This is a genomic window from Nostoc sp. NZL (assembly GCF_015714705.1).
Taxonomy (GTDB): Bacteria; Cyanobacteriota; Cyanobacteriia; order Cyanobacteriales; family Nostocaceae; genus Nostoc; species Nostoc foliaceum_A.
The window spans coordinates 1-26,865 of the sequence record NZ_WBKL01000118.1 but is presented as its reverse complement, the minus strand read 5'-3'; the positions used below and the strand labels follow the sequence as shown (position 1 = coordinate 26,865).

Annotated in this window: 27 protein-coding genes; 15 read left to right on the top strand and 12 right to left on the bottom strand. The window is 42.3% G+C overall.

Annotation, left to right across the window (positions count from 1 at the left end):
- Positions 1–121 precede the first annotated feature (121 nt).
- From F8R90_RS16425 to F8R90_RS16415, 3 genes are all read left to right on the top strand, one after another.
- Positions 122–1,039 (top strand): Ycf66 family protein, encoded by a 918-nt coding sequence (locus F8R90_RS16425; protein WP_196511631.1) that lies wholly within the window; start codon positions 122–124, stop codon positions 1,037–1,039.
- A gap of 47 nt (positions 1,040–1,086) precedes the next feature.
- Entirely contained in the window at positions 1,087–1,647 is a 561-nt protein-coding gene (locus F8R90_RS16420) for a TolB family protein (RefSeq protein WP_196511630.1), read from the top strand.
- A gap of 173 nt (positions 1,648–1,820) precedes the next feature.
- Positions 1,821–2,345, top strand: coding sequence for a TolB family protein (locus F8R90_RS16415; RefSeq protein ID WP_196511629.1), 525 nt, complete (start codon positions 1,821–1,823; stop codon positions 2,343–2,345).
- Between the two features lie 65 nt (positions 2,346–2,410).
- Here F8R90_RS16415 and F8R90_RS16410 read toward each other — a convergent pair whose 3' ends face one another.
- Together F8R90_RS16410 and F8R90_RS16405 are read right to left on the bottom strand one after the other, a co-directional pair.
- Entirely contained in the window at positions 2,411–3,418 is a 1,008-nt protein-coding gene (locus F8R90_RS16410) for a succinate dehydrogenase/fumarate reductase iron-sulfur subunit (RefSeq protein WP_196511649.1), read from the bottom strand.
- Positions 3,419–4,564: 1,146 nt separating this feature from the next.
- Positions 4,565–4,741, bottom strand: coding sequence for a hypothetical protein (locus F8R90_RS16405; protein WP_190891692.1), 177 nt, complete (start codon positions 4,739–4,741; stop codon positions 4,565–4,567).
- A 147-nt stretch (positions 4,742–4,888) separates the two neighbouring features.
- On the opposite strand from F8R90_RS16405, the gene F8R90_RS16400 reads away from it, so the two are divergent.
- The gene (locus tag F8R90_RS16400) at positions 4,889–5,326 is read left to right on the top strand and encodes an AbrB family transcriptional regulator (RefSeq protein WP_190891689.1); all 438 of its coding nucleotides are present in this window, start codon (positions 4,889–4,891) and stop codon (positions 5,324–5,326) included.
- 185 nt (positions 5,327–5,511) lie between these two features.
- Positions 5,512–6,381, top strand: a complete 870-nt coding sequence (locus tag F8R90_RS16395; protein WP_196511628.1) for a CPBP family intramembrane glutamic endopeptidase — start codon at positions 5,512–5,514, stop codon at positions 6,379–6,381.
- Between the two features lie 1,005 nt (positions 6,382–7,386).
- On the opposite strand, the gene F8R90_RS16390 is transcribed toward F8R90_RS16395, so the two are convergent.
- A complete protein-coding gene (locus F8R90_RS16390; RefSeq protein ID WP_190891685.1) occupies positions 7,387–7,707 on the bottom strand; it encodes a DMT family transporter in 321 nt (106 codons plus the stop codon).
- 406 nt (positions 7,708–8,113) lie between these two features.
- Between F8R90_RS16390 and F8R90_RS16385 the strand changes: the two genes are divergently transcribed.
- Complete coding sequence (locus tag F8R90_RS16385) at positions 8,114–8,554, top strand: Hsp20/alpha crystallin family protein (protein WP_196511627.1); 441 nt, start codon at positions 8,114–8,116, stop codon at positions 8,552–8,554.
- Positions 8,555–8,804: 250 nt separating this feature from the next.
- Here the strand turns inward: F8R90_RS16385 and F8R90_RS16380 are convergent, their stop codons facing one another.
- Positions 8,805–9,104: a ferredoxin gene (locus tag F8R90_RS16380; RefSeq protein WP_190891680.1), complete on the bottom strand. Its 300-nt coding sequence runs from the start codon at positions 9,102–9,104 to the stop codon at positions 8,805–8,807.
- A 145-nt stretch (positions 9,105–9,249) separates the two neighbouring features.
- Positions 9,250–10,089 carry a uroporphyrinogen-III synthase gene (locus F8R90_RS16375; protein WP_196511626.1) on the bottom strand — a complete coding sequence of 280 codons (840 nt, stop codon included), beginning with the start codon at positions 10,087–10,089 and terminating at the stop codon, positions 9,250–9,252.
- Positions 10,090–10,747: 658 nt separating this feature from the next.
- Here F8R90_RS16375 and F8R90_RS16370 point away from each other — a divergent pair.
- Positions 10,748–11,791: a cyanophycinase gene (locus F8R90_RS16370; protein ID WP_190891677.1), complete on the top strand. Its 1,044-nt coding sequence runs from the start codon at positions 10,748–10,750 to the stop codon at positions 11,789–11,791.
- 71 nt (positions 11,792–11,862) lie between these two features.
- Here F8R90_RS16370 and F8R90_RS16365 read toward each other — a convergent pair whose 3' ends face one another.
- Entirely contained in the window at positions 11,863–12,603 is a 741-nt protein-coding gene (locus F8R90_RS16365) for an SDR family oxidoreductase (protein WP_196511625.1), read from the bottom strand.
- Positions 12,604–12,894: 291 nt separating this feature from the next.
- Between F8R90_RS16365 and F8R90_RS16360 the strand changes: the two genes are divergently transcribed.
- A complete protein-coding gene (locus tag F8R90_RS16360; protein WP_196511624.1) occupies positions 12,895–13,851 on the top strand; it encodes an aldo/keto reductase in 957 nt (318 codons plus the stop codon).
- Here F8R90_RS16360 and F8R90_RS16355 read toward each other — a convergent pair.
- The 4 genes from F8R90_RS16355 to bcp all read right to left on the bottom strand — a co-directional run bounded on the left by F8R90_RS16355 (position 13,799) and on the right by bcp (position 16,363).
- Complete coding sequence (locus F8R90_RS16355; protein ID WP_196511623.1) at positions 13,799–15,007, bottom strand: IscS subfamily cysteine desulfurase; 1,209 nt, start codon at positions 15,005–15,007, stop codon at positions 13,799–13,801. The two genes, F8R90_RS16360 and F8R90_RS16355, sit on opposite strands and share 53 nt — an antisense overlap.
- 5 nt (positions 15,008–15,012) lie before the next feature.
- On the bottom strand, positions 15,013–15,333 hold the full coding sequence (locus F8R90_RS16350) for a hypothetical protein (protein WP_442946749.1): 321 nt from the start codon (positions 15,331–15,333) through the stop codon (positions 15,013–15,015).
- An 87-nt stretch (positions 15,334–15,420) separates the two neighbouring features.
- Positions 15,421–15,774: a hypothetical protein gene (locus tag F8R90_RS16345; protein WP_196511622.1), complete on the bottom strand. Its 354-nt coding sequence runs from the start codon at positions 15,772–15,774 to the stop codon at positions 15,421–15,423.
- 109 nt (positions 15,775–15,883) lie between these two features.
- Positions 15,884–16,363: a thioredoxin-dependent thiol peroxidase gene (gene bcp / locus F8R90_RS16340; RefSeq protein WP_196511621.1), complete on the bottom strand. Its 480-nt coding sequence runs from the start codon at positions 16,361–16,363 to the stop codon at positions 15,884–15,886.
- 99 nt (positions 16,364–16,462) lie between these two features.
- Here bcp and F8R90_RS16335 point away from each other — a divergent pair, with 99 nt between their 5' ends.
- The 7 genes from F8R90_RS16335 (at position 16,463) to F8R90_RS16305 (ending at position 25,279) form a co-directional block, all read left to right on the top strand.
- The gene (locus F8R90_RS16335) at positions 16,463–17,317 is read left to right on the top strand and encodes an FAD-binding domain-containing protein (RefSeq protein ID WP_196511648.1); all 855 of its coding nucleotides are present in this window, start codon (positions 16,463–16,465) and stop codon (positions 17,315–17,317) included.
- Positions 17,318–17,639: 322 nt separating this feature from the next.
- Positions 17,640–19,895, top strand: a complete 2,256-nt coding sequence (locus tag F8R90_RS16330; RefSeq protein ID WP_230966356.1) for an SUMF1/EgtB/PvdO family nonheme iron enzyme — start codon at positions 17,640–17,642, stop codon at positions 19,893–19,895.
- A 664-nt stretch (positions 19,896–20,559) separates the two neighbouring features.
- A complete protein-coding gene (locus tag F8R90_RS16325; RefSeq protein WP_196511619.1) occupies positions 20,560–20,751 on the top strand; it encodes a hypothetical protein in 192 nt (63 codons plus the stop codon).
- Positions 20,748–20,930 carry a type II toxin-antitoxin system HicA family toxin gene (locus tag F8R90_RS16320; protein WP_196511618.1) on the top strand — a complete coding sequence of 61 codons (183 nt, stop codon included), beginning with the start codon at positions 20,748–20,750 and terminating at the stop codon, positions 20,928–20,930. Before F8R90_RS16325 ends, F8R90_RS16320 begins: the two co-directional genes overlap by 4 nt.
- A gap of 190 nt (positions 20,931–21,120) precedes the next feature.
- Positions 21,121–22,233 (top strand): cobalt-precorrin-5B (C(1))-methyltransferase CbiD, encoded by a 1,113-nt coding sequence (gene cbiD, locus F8R90_RS16315; RefSeq protein ID WP_196511617.1) that lies wholly within the window; start codon positions 21,121–21,123, stop codon positions 22,231–22,233.
- A gap of 228 nt (positions 22,234–22,461) precedes the next feature.
- The gene (gene guaA / locus F8R90_RS16310) at positions 22,462–24,084 is read left to right on the top strand and encodes a glutamine-hydrolyzing GMP synthase (RefSeq protein WP_230966355.1); all 1,623 of its coding nucleotides are present in this window, start codon (positions 22,462–22,464) and stop codon (positions 24,082–24,084) included.
- 790 nt (positions 24,085–24,874) lie between these two features.
- Entirely contained in the window at positions 24,875–25,279 is a 405-nt protein-coding gene (locus F8R90_RS16305; RefSeq protein WP_196511646.1) for a response regulator, read from the top strand.
- A gap of 79 nt (positions 25,280–25,358) precedes the next feature.
- On the opposite strand, the gene F8R90_RS16300 is transcribed toward F8R90_RS16305, so the two are convergent.
- Together F8R90_RS16300 and F8R90_RS16295 are read right to left on the bottom strand one after the other, a co-directional pair.
- The gene (locus F8R90_RS16300) at positions 25,359–26,264 is read right to left on the bottom strand and encodes a cation diffusion facilitator family transporter (protein ID WP_196511616.1); all 906 of its coding nucleotides are present in this window, start codon (positions 26,262–26,264) and stop codon (positions 25,359–25,361) included.
- Between the two features lie 318 nt (positions 26,265–26,582).
- Positions 26,583–26,723 carry a hypothetical protein gene (locus F8R90_RS16295; protein ID WP_196510339.1) on the bottom strand — a complete coding sequence of 47 codons (141 nt, stop codon included), beginning with the start codon at positions 26,721–26,723 and terminating at the stop codon, positions 26,583–26,585.
- Positions 26,724–26,865 lie beyond the last annotated feature (142 nt).

Below are 26,865 nucleotides of genomic sequence, written 5' to 3'. Positions count from 1 at the left end.
GGTGAACGGCTTCAGAGCTTCTTTGCCAGAGGCTTTGAAGCTTCAATATTTATCGTGCCTAATTAGAGTAGTGATTTTAATTGTGACTCGCTAACATAGATTTGATATTGGGAAAACAGCAATGATAAATTTTGGGCTGAACTCAGCCAGTTTTCTGGCTCAGGTAAATTTTGGGGCAAACTCAGCCAGTATTCTAGGAATTTTCCTGGCTGTGGCTGGGGCAGCACTGTATTTTCTCCGCACTGTGCGTCCAGAATTGTCACGAGATCAAGATATCTTTTTTGCAGCAGTCGGCTTGCTCTGCGGCTTCATTCTCGTGTTTCAAGGATGGCGGCTAGACCCGATTCTGCAATTTGGTCAACTGCTTTTAGTTGGCACAACTGTATTTTTTGCAGTTGAAAGTATTCGTTTGCGGAGTATAGCTACCCAGCAAGCAAAGCGCAACACTCCGATTGTGGATGATGAGCGAGAGGTAAGCAGAAACTATTCCTACAACGATCGCAGAAAGTATCAGGCTGAAATGGATGCAGACTTAGATCCATTGCCTTATGAAGACGAGGAGGAACGCCCCGTGCGTGCCCGGATTCGGGGTAGCAGGGATGAGATTTCAACTCGTGATGACTACTACGAGGAGCAACCCCCCCGTCGTTCAGAACGCCGTAACAGCAGCAGTAGCGAAAGACAGGCTCCAGCTGATAGAACACGTCGGCGGACTTCTGGGCGTCCTGTGAATCGCCCTTCTGAAACCTCTGAAGAAGAAAATTGGGGTTCTTCATCTAGGCAAGTTGATGATTGGGAAAGTTCGGGAGGGGAAGTCAGAAAACCTTCTCGGCGTACTAGTAACGGGTCTGGGCGTCCAGAAAGTCGTGAAGATGATGTTGCTCCCAGACCAAGAAGGCGTCGTCCACCCGCTGACTCGGCTCCTCGAAGACCGCGCGAAGATGATGAGGCGATCCCAACTGATTATGTGCCATACAACCCGATTGAAAAGCCAAATCAGGGGCCAGATAATTCGACCGATTTTGATGATGATGTTTGAAACAGTTTGCGTAGAAGTAGGTTTAAAGGCGACGGAAAAAAGTTGAGGTGGAAAAATTTACGCCTACATTTTGGCTCCAAAGACCAATTCATTGGAGCCTAGTTTTTGGTTTAACAAGCTTGCTTGCATCTTGTGGTTCTAACAATATTCCCATAGGGCCTACTTCCCTCAACAGTCGCTACACCGAGGAGCAACCTGCTTTGAGTGGAAATGGGCGCTTTTTAGCGTTTGTATCTAATCGGAATGGTAATCAGCAGCTACTGGTTTTCGATTTGGAGAGGCAACTGTTTATTGGCACTCCGGGCATAAACCGAGCGGAGACAATTGCTGAAAGCCCTAGCTTGAGCTATACAGGGCGTTACATTGCTTATATTACTAGTGACCAAGGTAGACCTGTAGTGGCGCTTTACGATCGCGCTACGCAACAGTCGCAAATCGTCACACCAACCTATCGCGGCTGGGTCAGAAAACCAAATATTAGCCCAGATGGACGTTATGTTGCTTTTGAAACCGCCAGCCGTGGTCAGTGGGATATTGAAGTCCTAGACCGGGGGCCAAATATTGAGTTAGATATTCCCAACGGTGCAACTGTAGGTTCGCCTCCGTAGAAGGCAGTCCCGATGAAACGAGTTTCAAAAGCCTTGCATAAAAGAGGAATTAGGGACTGGGGACTGGGGACTGGGGATTAGTATTTTTACTCAGCACTTTTAAGGTAGGGAGCAAGGGAGCAGGGAGATGAGGGAGAATAATTAATGCCCGCTCCATGCCCAATGCCCAATATATGAAACGTGTCTTTTTTATACCTGCATTTTTATGCTTAAGTTTATTGACTGGATGTTTTGGCTACCCTCGCCTTTTGAGTTATCCCTTTGATCCGGGGGGTCGGAGTCTCAATAGTTTAGCGTCGGAATTAGACCCGCAAATTTCTGGGAGATACATTGTTTTTATTACTGACAGACGGGGTAGCCAAGATGTTTATATGTTTGATACGGTAACTCGTAATTTGGTTGATTTGCCAGGCTTAAACTCCCTTGATGCGATCGCAACTCATCCTAGCGTTTCACAAGATGGTCGTTATGTTGTGTATGGTTCTAGCCGTCAGGGGCGATCGGCTATTTTTCTCTACGACCGGGAAACACGCCAATCACGAAATTTAACTAATAACCTGCAAGCTGAAGTCCGCAACCCTGCAATTAGCGCTGATGGTAGTAGGATTGCTTTTGAGTCGAGTAACAACGGGCAGTGGGATGTTTTAGTATATGACGGTTATGGGCGACCGTTGAATATACCTCAAGAACCCCGTTGAACTAGAGTTATCAGTTATGAATTGGGAGTTAGGAGTTAAAATTCCCAACTCCTAACTCATCACACCTAACTTTTATCCGCTTCTACTTGTTGCACAGATTCAATGAGCGATCGCACTTGTTCCGTCCCTTCTGAAGGTTCAAATGATAGGGGAAACTTACCCCGGAGGATCATCCGCAAACCGAGGGGTGCAAGACTGAGTAATCCTTTTAAATCTTTAAAGTAGTTACCGACAACTTGTAAACCAAATTGACGTTCATCAATCCAACCACCTTCTTTAACTAAATCCACCAATACTTTTCGGTGACGAATTGAGCGACTATCGCTGGCTTGTTTGTGGGTGAGAATTTCTTGTTTAATTTTGGTGATTTGTTCTAATGGTGCAACTTCCATTGGACAAACTGAATCGCAGTACAAACAACGGGTGCAACCCCATACGCCTTTAGTACCTTCGTTGTAGCTTTCTAAGCGATTTTGGGTGTCGCTATCGCGGGAGTCTGCTACCATCCGGTAAGCTTTGGCAAGAGCATGAGGACCAACAAAGTTTGGATCAACTTCACGGGCGTTGCATTCAGAGTAACAAGCACCACACATAATACAGTTACCAGTTTGATCGAGGCGCGATCGCTCTTGTGGTGTTTGCAAAAACTCTCTTTCTGGTACTTGTCGTGCTGCTGTACTCACATAAGGAGCAACTGCCTCTAAATTATTCCAGAAACTACTCATATCTACAACCAAATCTTTAATCACGGGCATATTACCTAGAGGTGCGATCGTGATTTCGGGAATGGCATTTACTTTACTTTGGGATGATGGTATTTGTTGTAATCTGGCAAGCTCACTGCCCACATTTTCCTTACAAGCTAAAGCCGAACGTCCATTAATTCGCATAGCACAGCTACCACAAATGGTATTGCGGCAATTTTTGCGAAACGCCAAGGTTCCATCTTGCTCCCACTTAATGTGATTAAGGCAATCCAAGATTGTATTACCTGGTTCTGCGTCTACAAGGTAGGTTTGCACAACGGGGGAGGAATTTTGTTGCTGTCGAATGACCTTAAAAATAACTTCCATGACCACTAACCAAAATTTTAAAATTACTTCACCAGCCTCAACAATCATCAGTCAAGGCAGGTAGTTATGAAAAGTGAGCTATACTTTTTTGGACTTAATTCAAACCCTGGTGTTAATAGGCTGACGATGAAAGAGCGACTGATTCTAGTTTAAGGATAACCATTAAAACTTTACTTATAGCAGCGCTGTAGCCAAGATTTGTGTCAAATTCTGAGATAAAACGTCAAAAATGTAATTACAGCTTTGCATTTAATTTAGCTGTTTGGGAATGCAAAGGAAAGGGAGTTTGCTTAGAAAGAGACTTAGGTTCATCTTTGACCTAGCGATCATATCGAAATTAAATGCATGTCAGGTTAGCAACACATCTTGATGTCAACTTGAATTTAGCACTCCTGGCTGGAAAATTCTGTCAAGCGGTAGCGAAGGTTGAATTTTTTGATTATATAGAAGTGTAAAAGCGCATGTTGAATATTATAGTAGTGGCAATCAAGCGCTAGACATATGTTAAGAGATTTATTCTTCCCATAGACAGACGTACAAAATCCTTTGACCGCTTTTAAGCTTACGGTAATAAACCGAGGAAAAATTCTCACCACTTTTAAATAAAAGTCTCGTGCATCAGGAATCCCCGATGCGCGAGACTTTTAGATTTTCGCCTTCTCTCAATCAAGAAAATCTTGGATTTAACTCATTGGTCAAAACTGCTCGTCTAAATTAGATAAATTTTTATAAAAGCCATATGGCAATACTCACACTGGCAATAAAGGGTGAGGAAAATCGTCACTGCTTTTTCCAACCTTTAAGTCCAGGAATTTAAATAAAAATTTACCAGCAATTTTAATTCAAAATTAAACAACTATTTTGCTATTATTAGTCCATGCTAGTATTTAATATAAAATTACGAAGTCACAAAACAGAATCAATAGCCGTATCAGCGCGGCTACTACTGCTTTGTTGATTCGTAATGTAGAGACAAGAAAATTCGTGTCTCTACTGGCAGGACAAAAGGGCATATGCCCGTAGGACTCTATTGAAATACTATGTTGTCCTAAGCTTGAGAGGACGAGTAGAGAAAACTCTACCTGCTTATTGGCTAGAAGGGCAAGCACTGAAAGTGGAAAACCTCCAATTTATTGGGTCTACGACTTATTTGGAGTAGAACCAACCCAATTTGTAAAGGTGGCTGAAAGTTACACCGCTACAGTAGCGCCAAAAGAGAAAATAATTTAATTTCTGATGGCGAATAATGGTTAAAAGTGCCGTGAAATCAGCAAAATTAATTTCTATGGCAACTATAACCTCTAATTGGTTGTAGACAACCATAATAGAAGTGCTTTTGGCTCCTATCGGTAGGAATTCACCCGTTACACTAGAGTCCTAAGTAGCTCTATGCAAATGCTAAAAAGTCAAATGCTGGCATAAGACTACATCATTTATCAGTTTGGAGAGAGTAAGGAAAATTTGAGCATAATGACTGAAACTGCAACAGCACCATTAACCGGAAAAGCACTACTTGCTAAAGTAAAAGAACTTTCCACCTTACCACGCCGAGAAAGAGCTAAACAGTGCGGCTATTACACTGTTACTAAGAATAACCAGGTTCGTGTCAATCTCACTGATTTTTATGACGCTTTGCTATCGGCTAGAGGAATTCCTCTAAGTCCAGAAGCACCTAAAGATGGTCGTGGTCGTGAACCGACATATCGGGTTAGTGTCCATCAAAATGGTCAGATTGTGATTGGTGCCACATATACCAAGGCAATGGGCTTAAAGCCTGGAGATGAGTTTGAAATTAGGTTGGGATACAAGCATATTCACTTGATTCAACTCGGTGAAAGTGATAAAAAACTAACTTCACAAGATATAGACTCCGACGAATCAGACGAAGATTTGGAAGAGGAAGAGTAAATTTGCTGATGGTAGGGATAAGTTTCAGGTGATGATAACTTGTCCTTACCGCGGCAGCAAACTGGCATCTCTATTCAGAAAATTTTGTCTCAGGCAAAAAATACGATTAGACCCCTTGCAGAAGTCACCAAATTTAGTAGAGTCTTGATTAATCAGCAAGAAATCTATAGTGCAAGAAATCTATCGTGTTTTTTTTGTTTGTTTTGATAACTTTCTTTGAGTCTCCTGTCAACGCCTTACTGGCGTTTATGGAAAATGCACCAGCACTAGTTGTAGTGATGGCGTTTTTTATTTTCTGGATAGTTTGCTGGTTGCCAGTCGCAACAGTATCAGCAATATTGCTCAATTGGCAACCCTCTAAACCTTTGCAGCCAGAGCAAAAGATGCCATTATTGGTGTCACTTTACCTATTAGCTCCCCTGATTCTGTGGGGAGTTAGTTGGTTGACCAATAAATCTTTTTCGGATTACGGCTTTGTTGGAAATCTTTCAACTCTTGGTTCTTTAGCACTAGGTTTTGGCTTGGGAGTGGTGAGCCTAGCTATTGTATTTAGTGGGCAATTTGGGTTAGGTTGGTGTTCTTTTGAAAAGACGAATTTCAAGTTAATACTACCCATCTTGCTACCGATTTTCTTAATAGCGTTATTAGTCGGTGGGATAGAAGAGTTAATTTTTCGCGGTTTCCTGTTCACTGAATTAGCGCAGGATTATCCAGTTTGGGTCGCAGCAGCAATTTCTAGCTTGATTTTTGCTTTGCTACATTTGGTTTGGGAGCAACGCGAAACCGCACCTCAACTTCCTGGATTGTGGCTAATGGGAATGGTGCTGGTGTTAGCACGCTTTGCTGCAAGCAACAATTTGGGTTTAGCTTGGGGGTTACACGCGGGATGGGTATGGGCGATCGCAACGATAGACACAGCAGAACTAATTATTTACACAGGTAAGGTCTCTGACTGGTTCACAGGTAAGAACAAAAAACCCCTAGCTGGTTTGGCGGGAATTATTTGTGTACTGGGAACTGGAGTAATTATCTGGTTTTTCTCTAGCTATTTTTAATTTCGCGTTAAGGTGCAATGGATTGGGGAAATGTGTAGCTAGCATGATTGCTGCTCAGATATTCAACCAAAGAGCAGGAATGATATTAAATTCATATATGGAGTTGTGACAAGTGGAACCGCTTGGAAATTCTGGCGTTGCATAAATACGGGATGAATTAACTAAATACAGGTATTGACAAAACTCTGCCCCCGTATTATCTCGTAGTCTTTTTCCGAAATCAAATATTATTCCTATATTGAAACACAAGACCGACCAGAAAGTGGTGATGATCGACGCTCGCGGACTCGCTCTAAGCGTTCGCGGTAGCGTCTCGTAGAGAAGCTATGCCGCAGGCTTTACGCTACGCTATCATCAACCCACAAATTCATCCCACATATCACCGCGAAGCGGGATGAATTGTTGTTTAAGCTAAATGGAGCGTCTAGGGGTGATTTGACAATTTTTCCCTCCTTATCGAATGAAATAGCCCTACCTTAGTATCGGCAGGACGGCCTTAGCTGGGAGTAAAAATATATTGCAGCTTCATCAAGAATCAGTATGATATACCACCATTAAATAAGACTTTTTACACCTAAGTGTATAAAAAACCTGCCAATTTGGCTGCATGAGTTTGGTTGTCTTTGCTAAAGTATTAAAAGTTAAATAGTTGTGGGCTATATTTACCGAGGTTTACTATACTTTTAAGAAAATTTAGCTAAGTCTGCTCATTTTGCTTTGCTAGCGGAACAATAAAAATTGCTGGTGTATTCACTACAACAGCAACAAGCAGAATGATCAGTTTTGGTTTATTTACCTTGTCTATTTTCATATGGACGAGGTATTTTTTATTTGAAGCCATCTCTAATCTCATATCCGCTTAAATACTTAAAGTTTTGGGCTAATACGGAGAGATGCTATTAACAAGTGATTAGCCGGATATGATTGAAGAGGAGCGCTATATTGCGTGTCTAAGCTTTGATTCTTGAATCCAAAGATACTTTTTTTGACTCATACTTTTTTTATTTATTGACTTGCATTTATGCCAATTACCCCTATGATTATTAGGGAAATTGACAAAAGTTTGATAAACGTGGCAGATTCACGAAACCAAATAATACCAATTATCGCAATTAGGACAGTTCCTAATCCAGCCCAAACAGAATAAGCTACACTTACTTCAAGTTTTTTGAGAGCAAGGGTTAAAAAAGTAAAACAAAGTCCATAAAATACAACTATTAATATGGAAGGGACTATTTTAGTAAATCCTTGCGATAACTTCATGCAAGTTGTGCCTGAAACTTCAAAGAGGATTGCTGCAATAAGGTAAATCCAACTTGTTGACATATCTGTTATCAGCGGTTTGTGAGGAATCTCTTATTATCTTATCTCTGTGAAATTAAAAAATACAATAGGTCGAACTATTATCATTATTGGCGTGAATCTACTAAACATTTGTAGGATACGCTACTGGTTACAAGCTTTAAGAGCAGTGATGCGAGTGATACTTGTACCGAAATTTTAAATATAATTGCTATATTTCAAGTCTGTTTTTATCGAACTTACCGAACACCAATAGTTCAGTTTACCGTAAATTACTAGTAAAGAGATTTCTGGATCGGCAATCATCATCAGTCAGGTGATAAAAACCGAATTTACCTCACTTTTATTTTTCAATACTATGAGAACAAAGAAAGGAATCAAATCCTCCAATCCTTGGACAGCAAAAATACTGGTAATACGAGGTAGAGATATGGTATTAGTACGTATGAACCCCTGGCAAGAATTTAACGCGATACAACGTCAAATCAATCGTTTATTTGATGAAGATACTTTGCCATCTGCATTTTTGGAGAAAGGCTTCTCTAGAGTTCCTGCTGCTGAGTTAAAAGAAACTGAAGATGCAATTCATCTAAAACTAGAACTTCCGGGAATTGAAGCTAAAGACCTGGATTTGCAAGTTACAGAAAATGCTGTATACCTCAGTGGTGAGCGGAAGTCTGAAGCTAAATCTGAAGAGAAAGGTGTAATCAAGAGCGAATTCCACTACGGTAAATTCCAACGTGTAATTCCTTTACCTGCTCGGATTCAAAATACTAACGTCACGGCAGATTATAAAGATGGCATCTTGAACCTGACGCTACCCAAAGCTGAAGAAGAAAAGAATAAAGTTGTCAAAGTTAATCTAGCATAATCTGGCTAATTTCTGCTTTATATCTGCTAGCTATCTATTAAACTAAGTAAAAAGCGTTCTCCAAAAGGAGAACGCTTTTTAGCGTGAATTACTCAGCCTATACAGATTTATTACGAAAGTGCAAAATTTTAAATCTTTTAGAGTGTGTTATCGCCGTGAGTACGGCACCACCTCAGATTTTTGGTGCGCTAGGACGAATATTTTAACGCACCCTACAAAACTTGCTCTTTATTAAATCCACATTTCTTAGTTAAGCATTAAGCGCTTCTTCTTGATGGGTTTCGATGACGCAATCAGAAGTGGGCTTGGCAACGCATGTAAGAACCCATCCTTCATCCATTTGATCGTTGTCTAAGAAATTCTGATCTGATTGGTCAATTGTACCTGAAATCAGCTTTCCGGTGCAGGTCGAGCAAGAGCCAGCGTTACAGGAATAGGGCAAGTCTAGATCATATTCCTCGTTAGCGATCTCTAGAATGTACTCATCCTCAGGAACGTCAATTATTTGTTCACCGTCTGGGGTCTTTAATGTGACCTTATAAGTTGCCATGTAACAATCCCTAACTCATATAAACTCCATATTCGATACTACGGGTTTATGTGCTGCTAGTCTAGAGTTGATTGTGGTTGACTGTTTTAGATTCGCAAGTGGTTAGTGGGGCTAGTTTACATGTACCAAAAGCTCCAGACCAAAATCACAGAGAAAAAAATGTTGCGATCGCTTCAGCAAATCCCTGAAATGAACTATAATCTCTGGACACGATAGAAACATTCACACCTAACTTTCGCGCATTAGCAGTTGTATAAGGGCCAAAACATGCAACAATACAACGTTCATAATCGCTTGGCGAGTTGACCATTGTCAAAAAGCTTTCTACTTCCGCCGTGCTACTAAAGGCAATTACATCGATCATTCCTTGATGTATCAGATTTAATTCCATACCGTAGATACTTTTGTCTAAACTCCGTGTAGTGTAGGTAGGTACGCGAGTTACTTTTATACCCAATTTCTCCAAGTCCGTAATCAAATTGGGTACAATATCAGGCTCAGGCAAACCAACAACTTCTGGAGCAGGTATCAGCACTTTTTGAGCGTGAATTTGCGGAAGTTTTGCCAATTCAGCTACAATTCCGGCTGGGCTAGATTCTGTTGGGATTAAATCTACCTTTCCACAAAAAGACAATAAGCTTTCTACATCTTTTCCTAAAGCACATAAGTGGCATTTTTGTATCGCAGATATGGGAATATCTAAATCATTCATCCGGTGAAAAAATGCGGTAATCCCATTTCTACTTGTGAAGAGAATCCAATCAAATTCGCCTATATAGTTTAGAGCAATATCTAACTTAGTGTAGTTTGATAAATAGCAGGTTTCGATAGTAGGCATGAAAATCGGTGAACCACCTTGTTTGATGATTTGTTCAGATAACCTATAAGCATAGTTTCTCGGTGCTGTTACTAAAATTCTTTTGCCATATAGAGGTAATTCTCTAGATGAAGTGAGCAGGTTTATTTCTGTTGATTGGGTGTGCATTTATTTATCTTCCCTTTCAATGCTATTTCACCTTAGAGTGAATGGGTGTTGCTAAATTTATAGCGGTTTTTTACCTAGAAATGCGCCTCATTGGGCTGCTACCACGAGTAATACTATTTCACTTTAATAATGATACAAATACGCTGGTAAGGGCATGGCAATGCCATGCCCCTACGAGAAATCTATATGTATCAGGATTTTTGTGAATTGGTATAAGGAAGGCGGCAGTCCCCCCTGGGGCTCTTAGGCAATCTCTCAAAGCGCTGTCTAGAATTGTTTTTACGTTAAGTTTACCCAATTAGCATTGCTGTAGCCCTACCGGGTATTGTGGTATATCCAAAGGAGAAGCGCTACAAATAGCACAAGCAATGTGGAGATTTTCGCAGAGTAAGCCAGAGAATTAATGATTACTCTGGGTTATGGCGTAAAAAAACAGTACAAGCCCTGTACGCTGGAAATTCTACCCTCTCTAGTGCCAAAGTTAAGCTAGTGCGCGTCTAAATTGCACATTTTTTCGTTAAAACTGTCATTTGTCATTGATTATTCACAAAGGAAAACTGATAAATGACTAATGACAAGGGACGAATTTCACGAATAAATAAGCAATTAAAGAGCGTAACAGCCTAGCAATAATTGCAGTTTGCTCCAGAAGCTTAGTATGACAAAGGCATTCCCAAGCATAGCAAGGCGCTTGAAAAGTACAGGAATCAAGTTGTTGAAGATGGGAACCTTCCTAATAACCCGTTTTATTGCAAACTGGAAACGCTACTTCCTGGGCGACACTGTTGATGTCCGCCCCTCCCCCTCTTTCGAGGTTCGTCCCTCCTTAGCGGGCCCAGTCCTTAGCTTAGGTGGGGGTGGCCCCGATGTCGATGATGCAATCCAGTGGATGATTAACCAAGTTAGAGGAAGTACTAACTCAGGCACTAAAGTTAATGTTGTAGTTCTCCGCACGAATGGTAATCACGATTACAATCGGCTAATTTATGCCATGAAGGGCGTAAACTCTGTGGAAACTCTTCTGATTCGCAATAGACAAGAAGCAAACAAAGCTGAGATTTATGAAAAAGTCAGAAACGCTGATGTGATTTTCTTTGCTGGCGGCGACCAATGTCAATACATCCGCAACTGGAAAGATACCAAGCTTGAGGCTGCCGTTAAGTCAGTTTACCTTAAGGGAGGTGGTGTTGGTGGCACTAGTGCGGGTGCGATGATCCAAAGTGATTGTGTCTATGATGCTTGTGCTTCTTCCGAAAAAGGCATTGAAACTAGGGATGCACTCGAAGATCCCTACCGGGACATTACTTTTACTTACAACTTTTTCAATTGGAGTAATTTGAAGGGAACCATCGTAGATACACATTTCGACAGGCGAGAAAGAATGGGTCGAATTATGGCTTTCATTGCTCGTCAAATTAAGGACGGTGTATCTAGCAGTGTTTTAGGTATAGCGGTTAGTGAGAGTACATCAGTTCTTGTGGATAAGAACGGTTTGGTGAAAGTTATGGGTAGGGGTGCGGCGTACTTTGTACTTGGCAATCATATGCCGGAAGTATGTGAACCCCGAACGCCTTTGACCTTTTCTAATTACAAAATTTGGAAAGTTCGCAGTGGCGACACCTTTAACTTGAGAAACAGACCAACCTCTGGGTACTATCTCAGGAGTGTCAAAAGGGGACGGATTGATTCAAATCCCTATTAAAATTTAAATGTTGAGCCTCAAAGGCTCAACATTTAAGTTTTTGCTACCCATTGCCCAATTCCCCCTACTTTCTACCAGGGAACCACGCCATTCTCATCAAAAAATCCTCCGCTAGAACCATCATCAGGTAGAGTGGCAAGTCTCACTGGTGCGATCGCTCCTTGCTCAACAGTGCGATATCCTTGGTATTGATTAATGTCAGTTGCTGTGAAACCAGGATCAGCAGCATTGACTTTAATCGGGGTACCTTTTAGTTCAGCAGCCAACAAAACTGTGATCGCATTTACTGCTGTCTTTGATGAGTTATAAGCAAGAAGCTTAAAATCAACGAACTCATAATTTGGATCAGAGTTCTGAGTCAGAGAACCTAAACCACTTGATAAATTAACTATTCGCCCTGCTTTGGATTTCTTCAAGAGTGGCAACATCGCTTTTGTAACTGCAAACACTCCAAATACATTGGTTTCATAAGTGTGTCGCAGTGTTTCAATATCAACTTGACTAGGTGGCAGGCGATCGCCATCACTTATTATCCCAGCATTGTTCACAAGGATGTCAAGTTTTCCGAATTCGCTCTCGATTTGTTTAGCCGCAGAATCGATTGTTTTTTGGTCGATGACATCCAGTTGAATTGTTCGGGCATCTATTTCATTTAAACGAAGTTTATTCGCCGCTTCTTCACCACGTTTTATATCTCTGGCACCAACAAGAACAGTAGCACCTCTAGAACCTAATTGGCGTGCAATCTCATACCCAATACCTTTATTTGCACCTGTGATCAGCGCAACTTTGCCTTTTAAATCTTCTGACATATTACTTATCTATTTTGATAAACAGTGATACCAATTCACAAAAATCCTGATACATGTAGATTTCTCGTAGGGGCATGGCATTGTAATTGAGATAGTAGCTGGATTTACGCAGTACTGTACTAATGTATAAGTAGTATGTATCAACACAATATTTAGAATTTAGTAATCCTACATAAGTAGTGATACGCTGTCGTGCTTTCATCAGTAATCATTCACACCTCAGATAGCGGTTGAGAAAATATTTGCAATCTAAACTAGCAATTGACTCAAAAATTCTTGGAGAAAGTAGATATGCAAACCAAACAGCTCGGCAATTCGGAGCTTCACATTACCCCAATCGGCTTTGGAGCCTGGGCGATCGGTGGAGATGGATGGGCTTTTGGTTGGGGAGCGCAGGATGACCAGGAATCGATTGAAGCGATCGCTCGCGCTCTTGACCTCGGCGTTAATTGGATTGACACCGCAGCTATCTATGGTCTGGGACATTCTGAGGAGGTTGTTGCTAAGGCGCTCAAAGGCCGATCTAGTCGCCCCTACATTTTCACTAAATGCTCAATGATTTGGGATGAAAAGGGCGAAATCGGTCGCAGCCTGAAGGCGGATTCTGTGCGGCGTGAGGTTGAAGCTAGCCTGCGCCGACTCGATATTGAAACCATTGATCTTTACCAAATTCACTGGCCTAATCCAGAATCAGAAATTGAAGAAGGCTGGACGACTCTCGCCAAGTTAAAGGATGAGGGTAAGGTTCGCTATATCGGGGTTTCAAACTTCAATGTTGAACAGTTGAAACGTATCCAGGAAATTGCGCCAGTTACCTCATTGCAACCGCCTTATTCACTGGTTAAGCGTGATGTTGAAAACGAGATTCTGCCTTTTTGTAAGGAGAATAACATCGGTGTGATTGTGTATTCACCGATGCAATCTGGCTTGCTTACAGGAAAGATGACACCTGAGCGGGTTGCCAATTTACCAGATGATGATTGGCGTAAGAATAGCAGTGAATTTCAGGAGCCACGTTTATCTCGTAACTTGAAGTTAGTCGAGGTGTTGCAGCACATTGGTAAGCAACACGATCGCTCCCCCGGTGAGGTGGCGATCGCTTGGACTTTAAACAATCCGGCGGTGACGGCTGCGATCGTTGGCGCACGCAATCCCAAGCAGGTGGAAGGAATCATCGCTGCTGGGGAATTTCGCCTCAATCAGCAGGAACTAGATCAGATTGGGGCTTTCTTGAGTGAGAATCCATAAAAGAGGTCTTACGTAAACTTTCAATTGTAGCGATCGCATGTTTCGCCACAATATCAATTTCCTCTTGGGTATTAAACCGCCCAATCCCAAACCGCACTGAGGCATAAGCTAGCTGTTGGGGGTTTCCCAGTGCTGTCAGAACATGGGAGGGTGCAGTACTTGCCGATGAGCAAGCAGAACCAGAAGAAATCGCCATTACTGGCTGCAATCCTAGCAAAAGTGCGGCTCCATCCACCCCCTCAACGCTGATATTCAAGTTTCCCGCTAATCGCTCTTGAGGGTGTCCGTTGAGATGAATTCCTTCAAGTTGAGAAAGCTGTTCCCACAAGCTTTGCCTTAACTGGGTGAGGCGTTGGGTTTCTGTTGCTTGTTCTGCCAAAGCGATTTCTACAGCTTTGCCAAAGCCGACAATTTGCGGTGTATACAATGTTCCAGAACGCATTCCCCGTTCATGTCCTCCACCGTGCTGCTGAGGAGCCAGTTGCACTCTAGGGTTACGCCTGCGGACGTACAGCGCCCCAATGCCCTTTGGCCCATATACTTTGTGTGCTGTTAGCGACATCAAGTCAATTTTCATCGCTTGCACATCTAGGGGAATTTTACCAATAGCTTGGGCTGCATCGGTGTGGAAAATGATGTTGCGATCATGGCACATTTCTCCAATTTCAGCTAAAGGCTGTAACACGCCAATTTCGTTATTTGCAGCCATTACCGACACCAAAATTGTCTCAGGACGGAAAGATTTTTTTAACTCAGTTAAATCAATCAATCCATCTTTTTGGACAGGGAGAATAGTAATTTCAAAACCGAGAGTTTTTAAATAATTACAAGGGTCAATAACTGCATTATGTTCAGTTGCAACAGTAATAATATGCTGACCTTTTTTAAAATAAGCTTCAGCAACACCTTTAATAGCTAAATTATTAGCTTCTGTTGCCCCACTTGTAAAAACAATTTCTTCTGGTGTGGCGTTGATTGCTGCTGCTAAAATATCTCGCGTTTGTTTAACAGCAGCTTCTGCTTCCCAACCGTAAACATGACTAATACTTGCTGGGTTACCAAACTTTTCTGTGAAGTAAGGGATCATTGCTGCTAATACCCGTTCATCTACGGGTGTAGTAGCGTGGCAATCAAGGTATATAGGACGAATAGACATAATTATTAACTCAAAACTTGGCCTAATTTTTTTAATATATTCAAAACTTTATATAATTCATTTTCGCGTCTATATAAAGTGAATCTATCAGATAAAGCATACATTGGTTTATCTTGTTTTATCAACTTCATAAATTGGAAATCTTCTCCATTAATTACCAAGGAATATGCAGAATGATTGGGTTGAGGATTTGCCAACATATAAGTCAGTGCTTCAGGAATCGCCTTTGTCAAGGAAAAACTAGACCTTTTAGATTCAATTATCAGTAACCATAGCTGATCTTGGAGAACTAAGACATCAATTTTACCTTTTATAGCTGTTCCCACTCAGATGCGGTACAACATTATATCGCCAGGTGTAGGGGCACGGCAGTGCCGTGCCCCTACGGGTGTACCTCACGTAAACGAGAACCGCTATATAATTTCTTTAGTATCTTTGGCATTTACTTCATTTTTAATGACAATTTCTTCACTAATTTCTCCACTTTCTTTAGTATAAATATAAAAAGGAGGACGATAAAAACCAGCTAAATCTAGCAACGGAGATAATACTACCAATTTTACTGCTTCTTCTAAAAGAGGAGCATTTTCAAGCACATTGAGATAGTTGTTTTTAACTCGGTCTAAATATTGCTTTTCTACTTCTGAAATTTCAGGTATGTAGTCAAACCACTCTGTAAAAAATTGCTCATCTTCAGATTTATATAGAGCAAATTTTTTCTTTAAGTAGGCAAGAGTGACATTTTGGGCTTGGATGACTTGAATCATGTTCATTTCAAATTGTGAAAAGTCTAATTCCTTGCTTCAATCATCACGCTGGCAGTTTCTAGAGCAATTTCACGTAGCATTGCTGTAACTATACTTGCATTCAGTCGCGTTATGTGGCTGCTAATTCCCGTAATTTAGTTAAAACTGCCTGAGCATGACCTTTGGTTTTTACATTCGGCCAAGTATATAAAATAATTTTATCAGGTGAAATTAGAAAGGTTGAGCGAGCAACACCCATATATTCTTTGCCCATAAACTTCTTTAAGCGCCAAGCGCCGTAGGCTTCTGTTAGAAGATGTTCTGGGTCACTCAAGAGGGTGATTGATAAGTTATGTTTGCTGATAAATTTACAATGGGATTTACCCGAATCTGGACTTACACCTAAGATTTTCGCTCCCAGTTCGCTGAAGTCTTGATACAACTCGGTGAAATCTTTCGCTTCGGTGGTACAACCGGGTGTGTCATCTTTGGGGTAGAAGTAGAGAACAATCCACTGACTGCTGAGGTCGTTAAGAGTAACTGAATTGCTATTTTGGTCAGGAGTGGAGAAATCTGGCGCTGGTTGTCCGACTTGGGGAATGTTGCTCATGATAGGGGTGTGAGAGATTGCAATCGCTTTAGAATTGTACATATATTGAGCGATGCCTGTGGCGGGCTACGCCTACGCACCCATTTATATTTGCTTACGATGTCTAAAGATATGCAACGCGAATTTACCAACCGCGATGAGTTGGTAGCCTACCTCCGTGAACAATTCCCAGATGCAGCAGAACGCGATGACCACATCAGCGAAACTCTGGGAGGACGCAAAGCGGCACAAAAAGCGCTACAAAAAATTGACCCAGTACGCTACGCGCAAACACGTAATTTTTTCGCAGGTGCAGTCACGCGACTTTCGCCTTACATCCGCTATGGCGTTTTGAGTTTGCGGGAAATTCGAGATTATGTCCTTGAACGGGTACAGCAGCAAGACGATGCTACTAAACTAATTAACGAGCTAGGCTGGCGCGACTACTGGCAACGGTTATATATCAAGTTAGGGGATGGAATCTGGAAAGACCAGGAAGAGTACAAAACTGGTTACACCGTGGCTGAATATGCACCCGAATTGCTGCAAGATATCAAACAAGGAACCACAGACAGAGTTTGCATCGACAGCTTTAGCCATGATTTGAGAGAAACTGGCTATCTACATAATCACGCACGAATGTGGCTAGCGGCTTATATTGTCCATTGGCGGCGTATTCGTTGGCAAGCAGGAGCCAAGTGGTTTCTCGAACACCTTTTAGATGGAGATCCTGCTAGCAATAATATGTCGTGGCAGTGGGTTGCCAGCACCTTTAGTCAGAAACCGTATTTTTTCAATCGTGAGAACTTAGAACGCTACACCAAAGGCATTTATTGCCAAAAATGTCCGCTTTACGGTCATTGTGATTTTGAAGGCAGCTATGAAGAATTAGAACAGCGACTTTTTCCCAAAGGGGAATTTAGCAAACAAGCCAACAGCCAAAGTTGGCAGCGTGGAAAGAAAGGTAAAAAGTGATAAAAACATCAAACTCTGCTTTTGCGATCGCAACGCAACAAGTTGACCATTCTTCACTCCCGCCCATTCCTATTTTTTAGGCTATCTGAATGCAGAAGGTTAATCATCACAGACGATCTGCTTATCTGGGAATACGCTAAAATACACGATTTAATTGCTTCTAAAGACTCTGATTGTTAGCGTAGGCTGAAAATACGGCATAACAATGCGATCGCACGCACTGAGAGCATTATTTTTCGGAATCTCATGCCGAATTAGGCAGTTACGCCGTTGGAGAATAAATATAGGTACTTTATTCTTCTCAACAACTTCTTGGGGTCACATGGCAGAGGACGCAGTTAGAGTTTTTATTTCCTACTCCCACAAAGACGAACACTTGCGAGATAGTCTTGCGACTCATTTGAGTAACCTGCAATGGCAAGGCATTATCTCTAGCTGGTACGATCGCCAACTTACAGCCGGAACGGAGTGGGATGACAAGATTAAGACTGAGCTTGAGTCTGCTGATATTATTCTATTACTCATCAGCCCAGACTTTATCGCCTCCAAATACTGCCGTGACATTGAAATTCCAATGGCGTTACAGCGGCATGAGTCAAAACAGGCGTATGTCGTTCCAGTCATTCTACGACCTTTTGACTGGTTTGACGCACCTTTTGCCAAGCTACAAGCGTTTCCTAAAGATGCCAAAGCCGTAACAAGCTGGGAAAACCGGGATGAAGCCTTTGTGACTGTGACACAAGGCATCCGAACAGCAGCCAAGCAAATGCTGGACTACCGTAAGCAGCAAGCAGAGCAGAAAAAGGTAATTGAAACACAGTATCTGCAAAAGGTTGAAGAGGCTCTTTCTGACGGTGTGATTTCGATTGTGGAACGAGACACCTTAGACGAACTTCGAGAATCGCTGGGTTTAACGCCAGAAGAGGCAAAGGAAATTGAAACTCGTGCGTATGAGCCTTACAGCAGAGTTGTGGAAAACCTGAATAAATATAAGCAAACACTCAACAAGTTAATTGAGAAGGGTTATTATCCTTTTAGCGAAGAGATTGAGAAGGATCTGGAAAATCGTCAGAGAGATTTGGGGCTAAAGCCTGAAGATGTCGCTCGAATTTCAAAGCCAATTCTTGACCAAGCTGAGTTAGATTATCAAACTAAAAAGAAACAGCAGGATGAAGTCGAGGAACTACAGTCGCTAGAGCAGCGTCGGCAGCAAGAGGAGTACGAAGCTAAGTTACAGCGTTATAGAGAAGAATTTTCCAGAGTCGTTGAAGTAGAATATCCACTCAGTCAGCCTGTTGTAGAGGGGTTGAAAAACTTTCAGCAGCAATTGGGACTTAAGAATGAAGATTTTGCCCAAATTGAGCGGTCGATTCGTGAACCAGCAGAGGCAAAGTATCAAGAAAAACTGAAGGAGTACGAAGCCAAATTACAGCGTTATAGGCAGGAATTTTCCAGAGTCGTTGAAGTAGAATATCCACTCAGTCAGCCTGTTGTAGAGGGGTTGAGAAACTTTCAGCAGCAATTGGGACTTAAGAATGAAGATTTTGCCCAAATTGAGCGCTCAATTCGTGAACCAGCAGAGGCAAGGTATCAGAAAAAACTCAAGCAGCAAGCTGAAGCGGAGCGGCAACGACAAATAAAACTTGAGCAGCAACGTAAGCAAGCTGAAGCAAAACATAAAGCTCAAACACAAGCAGGAACTAGTCAAGCCTCCAGCCCTCACAACAGCACAGGTACTAAACTGCGGCGTTTTGAATTTGATGTCATTACTGTTGACAAACAAGGAGAAGAAAAAAGCCGCACTAGGAAGGCAGCAGAGTTTTTTTCTGAAGACTTGGGTAATGGGGTGTTGCTAGAGATGGTTAAAATTCCATCGGGAACCTTCCAGATGGGTTCACCGGAGGGTCAGGGAAATGATAATGAGAAGCCTCAACATCCTGTTCATGTGCCAGCTTTTTTGATGGGAAAATATCCTGTTACTCAAGCACAATGGCGGAGGGTTGCGGCTCTGCCCCAAGTTGAGATGGCTCTCAATGCTGAACCTTCAAATTTCAAGGGAGATAGCCGCCCCGTGGAACTAGTTTCTTGGCATGAGGCTGTGGAATTTTGTCGGCGCTTGTCTGTTGTGACGGGGCATCCATACCGCTTGCCCAGCGAAGCCGAATGGGAATATGCTTGCCGAGCGGGAACAAGAACTGAATTCTATTTTGGGGAGACTCTAACACCAAGATTAGCTCGGTGTCAAGCTAATCTTGGCATGGCTTTACTCACTATGTTTGGTGGAGAAACGGCTTCTGTGGGCAGCTACTTGCCCAATGCTTTTGGTTTGTACGATATGCACGGCACTATTTGGGAGTGGTGTGCCGATCACTGGCATAACAACTATGTAAGTGCGCCCACTGATGGCACAGCTTGGATAGTGAATGGAAATAGTGAAAATCGGATATTTCGGGGCGGTTCCTGGAACGGTTCTCCGGCGCTCTGTCGCGCTGCCTACCGCAGCTATAACTCTCCCGCCAACCGCGACAACAGGCTCGGTTTTCGGGTTGTTTGTTCGGTTTTTCCAGCACTCTTCTAGCCCTTTACTCTCTTGCTCTTTTGCCCTCTACTCTTTATTTCTTTACCCTTCTTTCGCGCGAAGCGCGTTCAAAATTTTTTATATTTCTTCCATTCGCCATCAATAAATATTGCGCGATTCCTTCCACGGGTAACTAACTTCTACAATAGTTTCTTGGGACAGGCATCGGTAAACGGGGCGGTTCCTGGAACAATAATCCGGCGAACTGTCGCACTGCCAACTGCAACTATAACTCTCCCGCCTACCGCAACAACAGGCTCGGTTTTCGGGTGGTGTGTTCGGTTTTTCCAGCACTCTTCTACTGTCAGAACTGCACAATGGGAATTGTTAGGGCGTACCCAGAAGAGTCCAGACCTGTTCCGGCGACAGAGATAACTTTGTCCGAAAATAAAACCAGATCGGATAGCTTGGTAGGCGCAAGTCGAACAGTTGTCCGACCTATCTCATTACAAATGAGATTTAAATCCTGGCGAATAGAATTCGCGGCTATACAAACAAAGTCCGCCTACGCGGACTAAGAGAAAATGAATGTTTTTAACCCGCGCAGGCGGGTTTCATCTGTGTAGACGCGGTTTCTAACCGCCCTTTTTACTGTGATAGGGCGATCGCCCAGTTTGATAAGATGGTTGGCATAGATTGGATAAGTTCATAAGTCATTCACCCTATGACAACCAAAAAATATGTTTACTGGCAAGATGAGGAGATGTGGCTTGGCTATCTCCAGGAGTATCCAGACTACTGGACTCAGGCAGAAACCGAAAACGAATTGAAGGAGAACTTAACTGATATTTACAAAGAATTAACCAGTGGGACAATCCCCAGTGTCCGAAGACTGGCTGAACTTGAGGTATCGTGAAACGACGGGACTTGATCAAAAGCCTCGAAGAAATGGGTTGTGTATTTATTCGTCATGGTGGCAAACATGACTGGTATCAAAACCCAAGAACTAAGGTATCTCAACCTGTTCCAAGGCATCGAGAAATTAAGGAACAGCTTGCCAAACACATCATCAAAATGCTTGGCGACGAAGGCTAACACGGCCTTGGAGCCGAACGCTGAGAGGTTATTTGGGGAGAATATGAGGGTATCTGCATCGGCTTAATTTTACCGTTACCCTAAACGAAGTAAGCTACAGATGGGTCTAAGTTTTCGTCCGAAACTGTCTTCTCTATGAAAAACCGCGCGAATAATTTTGAAGAATTATTTTGACTTTTAAATTTACAAAATGTCCCGTTCTGGATACACACTTCCCGTCTTTGCCTGCGCTGCTGCTATTGCAGCTTTACAATGGTTACGCGCTCGCAAACCCCTAAGCATAGCCTCAGTAGATTTGATTGAACCTGCTCAAATCGCCGAAATCCCAATTGAACAGGTAGCAGGATTATCTGAAAATATGGCTTTAGCAATCACCCGCAGCGATCCTGGTGATAATCTCGATTTGACTAAAGATACACCGATTTGGGCGCTGGTGGAATGGAGGGAAGAGGGTGAGACTGTAATTATTAAAGGTGGGGAAGGAATTGGCAGACAGATGAATGCTGATGATAAGCCGGCTATTTATGCTTATGCTCAAAGGCTCTTAAAAGAAAACTTGCAACGGATGCTAGCGCCAGGTGAAAAAATCACGGTGACGATTATTCTACCCGAAGGGCGATCGCTAGCTGTTAGAACTTCAAATTCTGCTTTTGGTGTAGTTGAAGGGCTTTCCCTTTTAGGCACAACCGGCATTTCTCAACCCTTAAGTACACCAGATCAACTTGCAGTTTTTCGGGCGGAATTACAAAATAAAGCCAGTCGTTTTGAAAATTTAGTATTCTGTATCGGGGAAAATGGCCTAGATTTGGCGCGTAAACTAGGGATTAATCCTGAGCAATTGGTCAAAACTGCTAACTGGCTCGGCCCAATGTTAGTAGAAGCTGATGTGCTGGGCGTGAAAGAAATCTTATTATTTGGCTATCACGGTAAGCTGATGAAACTAGCCGGAGGGATTTTTCACACCCATCACTACTTGGCTGATGGACGGCGAGAAATTTTGTCAGCGCATTGTGCGATCGCTGGTTTAAAATCACCAGATATCCAAGCTGTGTTTAACAGTGCTACCGCTGAAGCCGCACTAACATACTTACGAGCGCTAGATGCTTCAAGTAGTACTGATTGGGTAAATCAAGTTTACAGTGCGATCGCCGAAACCATCGATGTTCGTTCTCAAGAATACATCCAAAGTCATAGCGAAAAGGGCACAGGAAGTACAGTCTGTGGCTCTATCCTCTTTGATCGCGATCGCAAAATTATCGTGAAGAGTAAAACTGCTGGTCTGTTGATGGGAAAATTATGTTAATTTATTATGAATAATCGTAAACAATCCAAATAAATAATCTTTTAAGTAACCACTCTAGGGTAAGTTTATCGTTTTAATACCATCTCCGGCTCAGGGACTAGACAAACGCACATAACCTCGCGTTTGTCTAGGGCTTTTATAACATTATCAGCCTACCCAGGCTGAATAATAGCATCACCATAGACCACAAAGCATCTATCTATCCTTAACAGACATAACACACCCGTCATGAATACAGCGGTGACTCTACCAACAGAACAAGCGCCCCAAACATTGGAAAATTTTGGGCGGCTTGATCGCCAATTGATTGTAATTCTGGACTTCGGCTCTCAATATTCTGAGTTGATTGCCCGTCGCATCCGCGAGACTCAAGTATACTCTGAAGTTTTGTCCTATCGCACTACTTCTGAACATTTGCGCCAACTCAATCCTAAGGGAATCATTCTCTCCGGTGGGCCGAGTTCGGTTTATGGTGATAACGCTCCCCATTGTGACCCAGAAATCTGGAATTTGGGAATACCCGTCTTGGGTGTTTGCTATGGGATGCAGCTGATGGTGAACCAACTTGGTGGGGAAGTGGCAAAGGCTGACCGAGGTGAGTATGGCAAAGCATCATTATATATTGATGATCCCACAGATTTGCTCACTAACGTCGAAGATGGTACTACGATGTGGATGAGTCACGGAGACTCAGTTATCCAAATGCCATCAGGGTTTGAATTGCTGGCACATACAGAAAATACTCCTTGTGCTGCCATTGCTGACCACGAAAAGAAACTTTACGGGGTTCAGTTCCATCCAGAAGTGGTGCATTCTATTGGTGGAATAGCATTAATCCGTAATTTTGTTTACCACATTTGCGATTGCGAACCTACTTGGACAACAGCGGCTTTTGTCGAAGAGGCAATTCGGGAAATTCGTGCCAGAGTTGGCGAAAAACGGGTGCTGTTAGCGCTGTCTGGTGGGGTGGATTCTTCTACCCTGGCCTTCTTGCTGTATAAAGCGATTGGTGAGCAACTGACTTGTGTGTTTATCGATCAAGGCTTTATGCGAAAGTATGAGCCAGAGAGATTAGTAAAGCTGTTCCAAGAGCAGTTTCATATTCCTGTAGAGTATGTGAATGCCCGCGATCGCTTTTTAGCTAAAGTTGCTGATATCACAGATCCTGAAGAAAAACGCCGCCGCATCGGACACGAATTTATTGCTGTATTTGAAGAAACATCCAAACGCCTCGGTCACTTTGATTATCTAGCTCAAGGGACTCTTTATCCAGATGTCATCGAATCTGCTGATACCAACGTTGATCCCCAAACTGGTGAGCGGGTAGCGGTGAAAATTAAGAGTCATCATAATGTTGGCGGTTTGCCCAAAGACCTCAGATTTAAATTGGTAGAACCACTGCGGAAACTATTTAAAGATGAAGTCCGCAAAGTTGGTCGTTCCATTGGTTTACCAGAAGAAATTGTCCAACGGCAACCTTTTCCTGGGCCCGGTTTGGCAATTCGCATTCTGGGGGAAGTCACATCTGAGCGGTTAAACATTTTGCGCGATGCCGATTTGATTGTGCGACAAGAAATTAACCAACGCGGCATGTATCATGATTTCTGGCAAGCATTTGCTGTATTGCTGCCAATTCGTAGCGTTGGCGTTATGGGTGATCAACGTACCTACGCTTACCCCATTGTTTTGCGGATTGTGACCAGTGAAGATGGCATGACTGCTGATTGGGCGAGAGTGCCTTACGATGTCCTGGAAGTGATTTCCACTCGGATTGTGAATGAAGTGAAAGGGGTGAATCGGGTAGTTTATGACATTACCTCTAAGCCGCCTGGAACCATTGAATGGGAGTAATTAAGTTTTGAGTTGACTTAATTCAAAGCTCATCACTATTTCTGATAATTTAGATTATTTGTAGTAGTTTAAATTCACATATTTCAAAAGGGCAATGCCGACCTGACTCACTTTGAGCTTTGGCATTGTCTATTTTTTTGACTCTCGGTTTAGTAGGGGCACTGCCGTGCCCCTACACCTAATATAATGTTGTACCGCATCTGAGTGGGAACCGCTATATAGCTGGCTTTGACACTTAGTTTGTGTACTTCAACTTCCTTGAAATCTACTGGAAATAGCTAGGGCGGATAAGACTTCGGTCTGACACTTAGGCAAGCTCAATGCAAAGATGCTCAGTCGAACGCTGCTCACCTTTACAAGAGTTTGATTTAATTTGATTATGCAATTTAGATGTTTTTTAGCTGAGGAGCAAAATCTCATATTTGCAAAATTTTCAGTAATTTTAATACTTTCGATTTTGAACAAAATGGAAACTAAAAATTCATCAAACTGCAATTTATTTAATAATAAAGCAGGCAGCAACTAGCAAAATTATTTTGCAATTATAACTATTTGTTAAAGTGAATTTTCCAAATGTAAATTAATTTGAATATAACATAATTTTATCCAGTCAATAATTATAAATGCCAGCTAGCAGTTAACAATTAATTGGATGGTGAGTGGAAAAATTAAATTATTGTCTAGAAAAGTAGGCGCGATCGCAGTAAAATTACCAATGGTGTGGTCATTGATAAAAAACCAGCAGCTCATTAGAAATAACTTTGATTTGATAAACATTAATGGAGATGTTATGGAACCTCCTCTCCCCCTTGCTGGCTTAAACATCCTCGTAGTTGATGATGATGACGATAGCCGCTTTTACATTACTACCGTACTGGAAGCTGATGGAGCCACCGTCATGGCAGTTGCATCGGCAGCGGTAGCATTGAAAGTACTACCTGAGTTGCAACCAGATGTCTTGATTTGTGATATTGCTATGCCTGGTGAAGATGGCTACACCCTCATCCGCAAGATCAGGGCGTTGAAGCCTGATATTTGGGAAAAACTTCCTGCGATCGCCTTAACTGCCTATGGTGATAGCGAGTATCGTAGCCGTGCCTTGGAAGCAGGTTTTCAGACTCATGTGGCTAAACCAGTTGATCCAGGAGAACTAGTTGCAATTGTGGCAAATTTGATTGCTTCTTATAAGAGTTAACACAAAGATGCAGTTATTTGTCGGTCATTAAAATGTGCTTATTTACATTTAAACTGGGTGTGATTTTAAATTACTGAGACTACTTTGCTCCAGTATCAAAGCTAATTTGCTCAGACTTATATGCTGGAGGCTCGACGTGAATTAAAATCCTCACTGGACGGAACCGTTCTTCTAATCGGCTTTCTACTTCTTCGGTGATGTGGTGGGCGGTTTCTACGTCTGCTGCATCTACTATTAAATGCATTTCAATAAACACTTGACGACCAAGAACACCGCGAGAAGCAATATCATGACAGTTAATTACACCTGGAACAGAAGTAGCGATCGCATGAATTGCTTCTGGTGCGATCGCCATTTGATCCACAAGCCAAGGCAAATTCTCTTTTAAAACTGACCAGCCACTCCAAAATACCAACAAGGCGACAGGAAAAGCTAACACCAAATCCATCCATTGATAACCTAGCCAAACTCCTATCAATCCGCCAATTACAGAGATTGTCACCCAAATATCGCTCATGGTATGTGTAGCATCAGCTATTAGAATTGAGCTACCTACCCGCCTACCCACACTACGTTCGTAAAACGCCACAAAAATATTCACACCCAGCACGATTAGTAATAACCACAACTCAGGTGGCGATATTCTCACAGGTTCACCACCACCTTTGAGAATTCGCTCGATTGCTCCTTGCAGAATTTCAAAACAAGCTATTCCTAAAAACGAGGCTATTCCTAATGCTCCCACAGCTTCAAACTTGCTGTGTCCATAGGGATGCTCGCGATCGGGTTGTGGAGAAGAAAATTTACTTGCAATTAATCCTAAAACGTTGTTAGCACTATCTGTCACACTATGCAATGCATCAGCTAGCAAACTTAAAGAACCTGTCCAGTAGCCCACAAGTGCTTTCAATCCCATTACAAACAGATTGAGCAGTAGGGTAATAATTAAAACCTTTCGCACTTCGGCGCGGTTATCGTAAGTCATGGATAATTTATCACATCAAGTTCTATGACTTCTAATGTAGAACTCAAAATGCAAATAAACACAAATAAACTGTATCAAAGTCTTACGCAGTAAGAATTAAGTGTCTCTATAGCCTCTATTTTTTAGAGTAACTTGTTGAGATTATTTTTAACTAATAACCGCTATAAGCTAGATCAGCATTAGTAATGGCTTTCCAGATAAAAGCGGATATTTAGCATTAATTATAGGAATATTTTAATTTGTTATTCATACATCCAGTCAGTCCATACTGAACTGCATTCAAACATATTATGACGACTATCAATGGTCTCTACTTACCTAAATCGGAGAGAAGGCTCCTGCCATAATCTCTGATTTGGCGGCGAGATGAATCGAGGGCAAGAAACTCAACATTCCACAACCATAACTGACTGAAAGCCAGTGAGGAAAGGGGGATAGTTGAGTTTCTTGCAATTCCATGTTATGATTACGCTATTAAGTTGAGCGTAAAAATGCTGGTATTTGAAGCAAAACTGGGAGGAACGAACGAGCAGTATGGAAAGCTGGATGAAGCTATCCGCACCGCTCGTTTTGTTCGTAACAGTTGCGTCCGATACTGGAT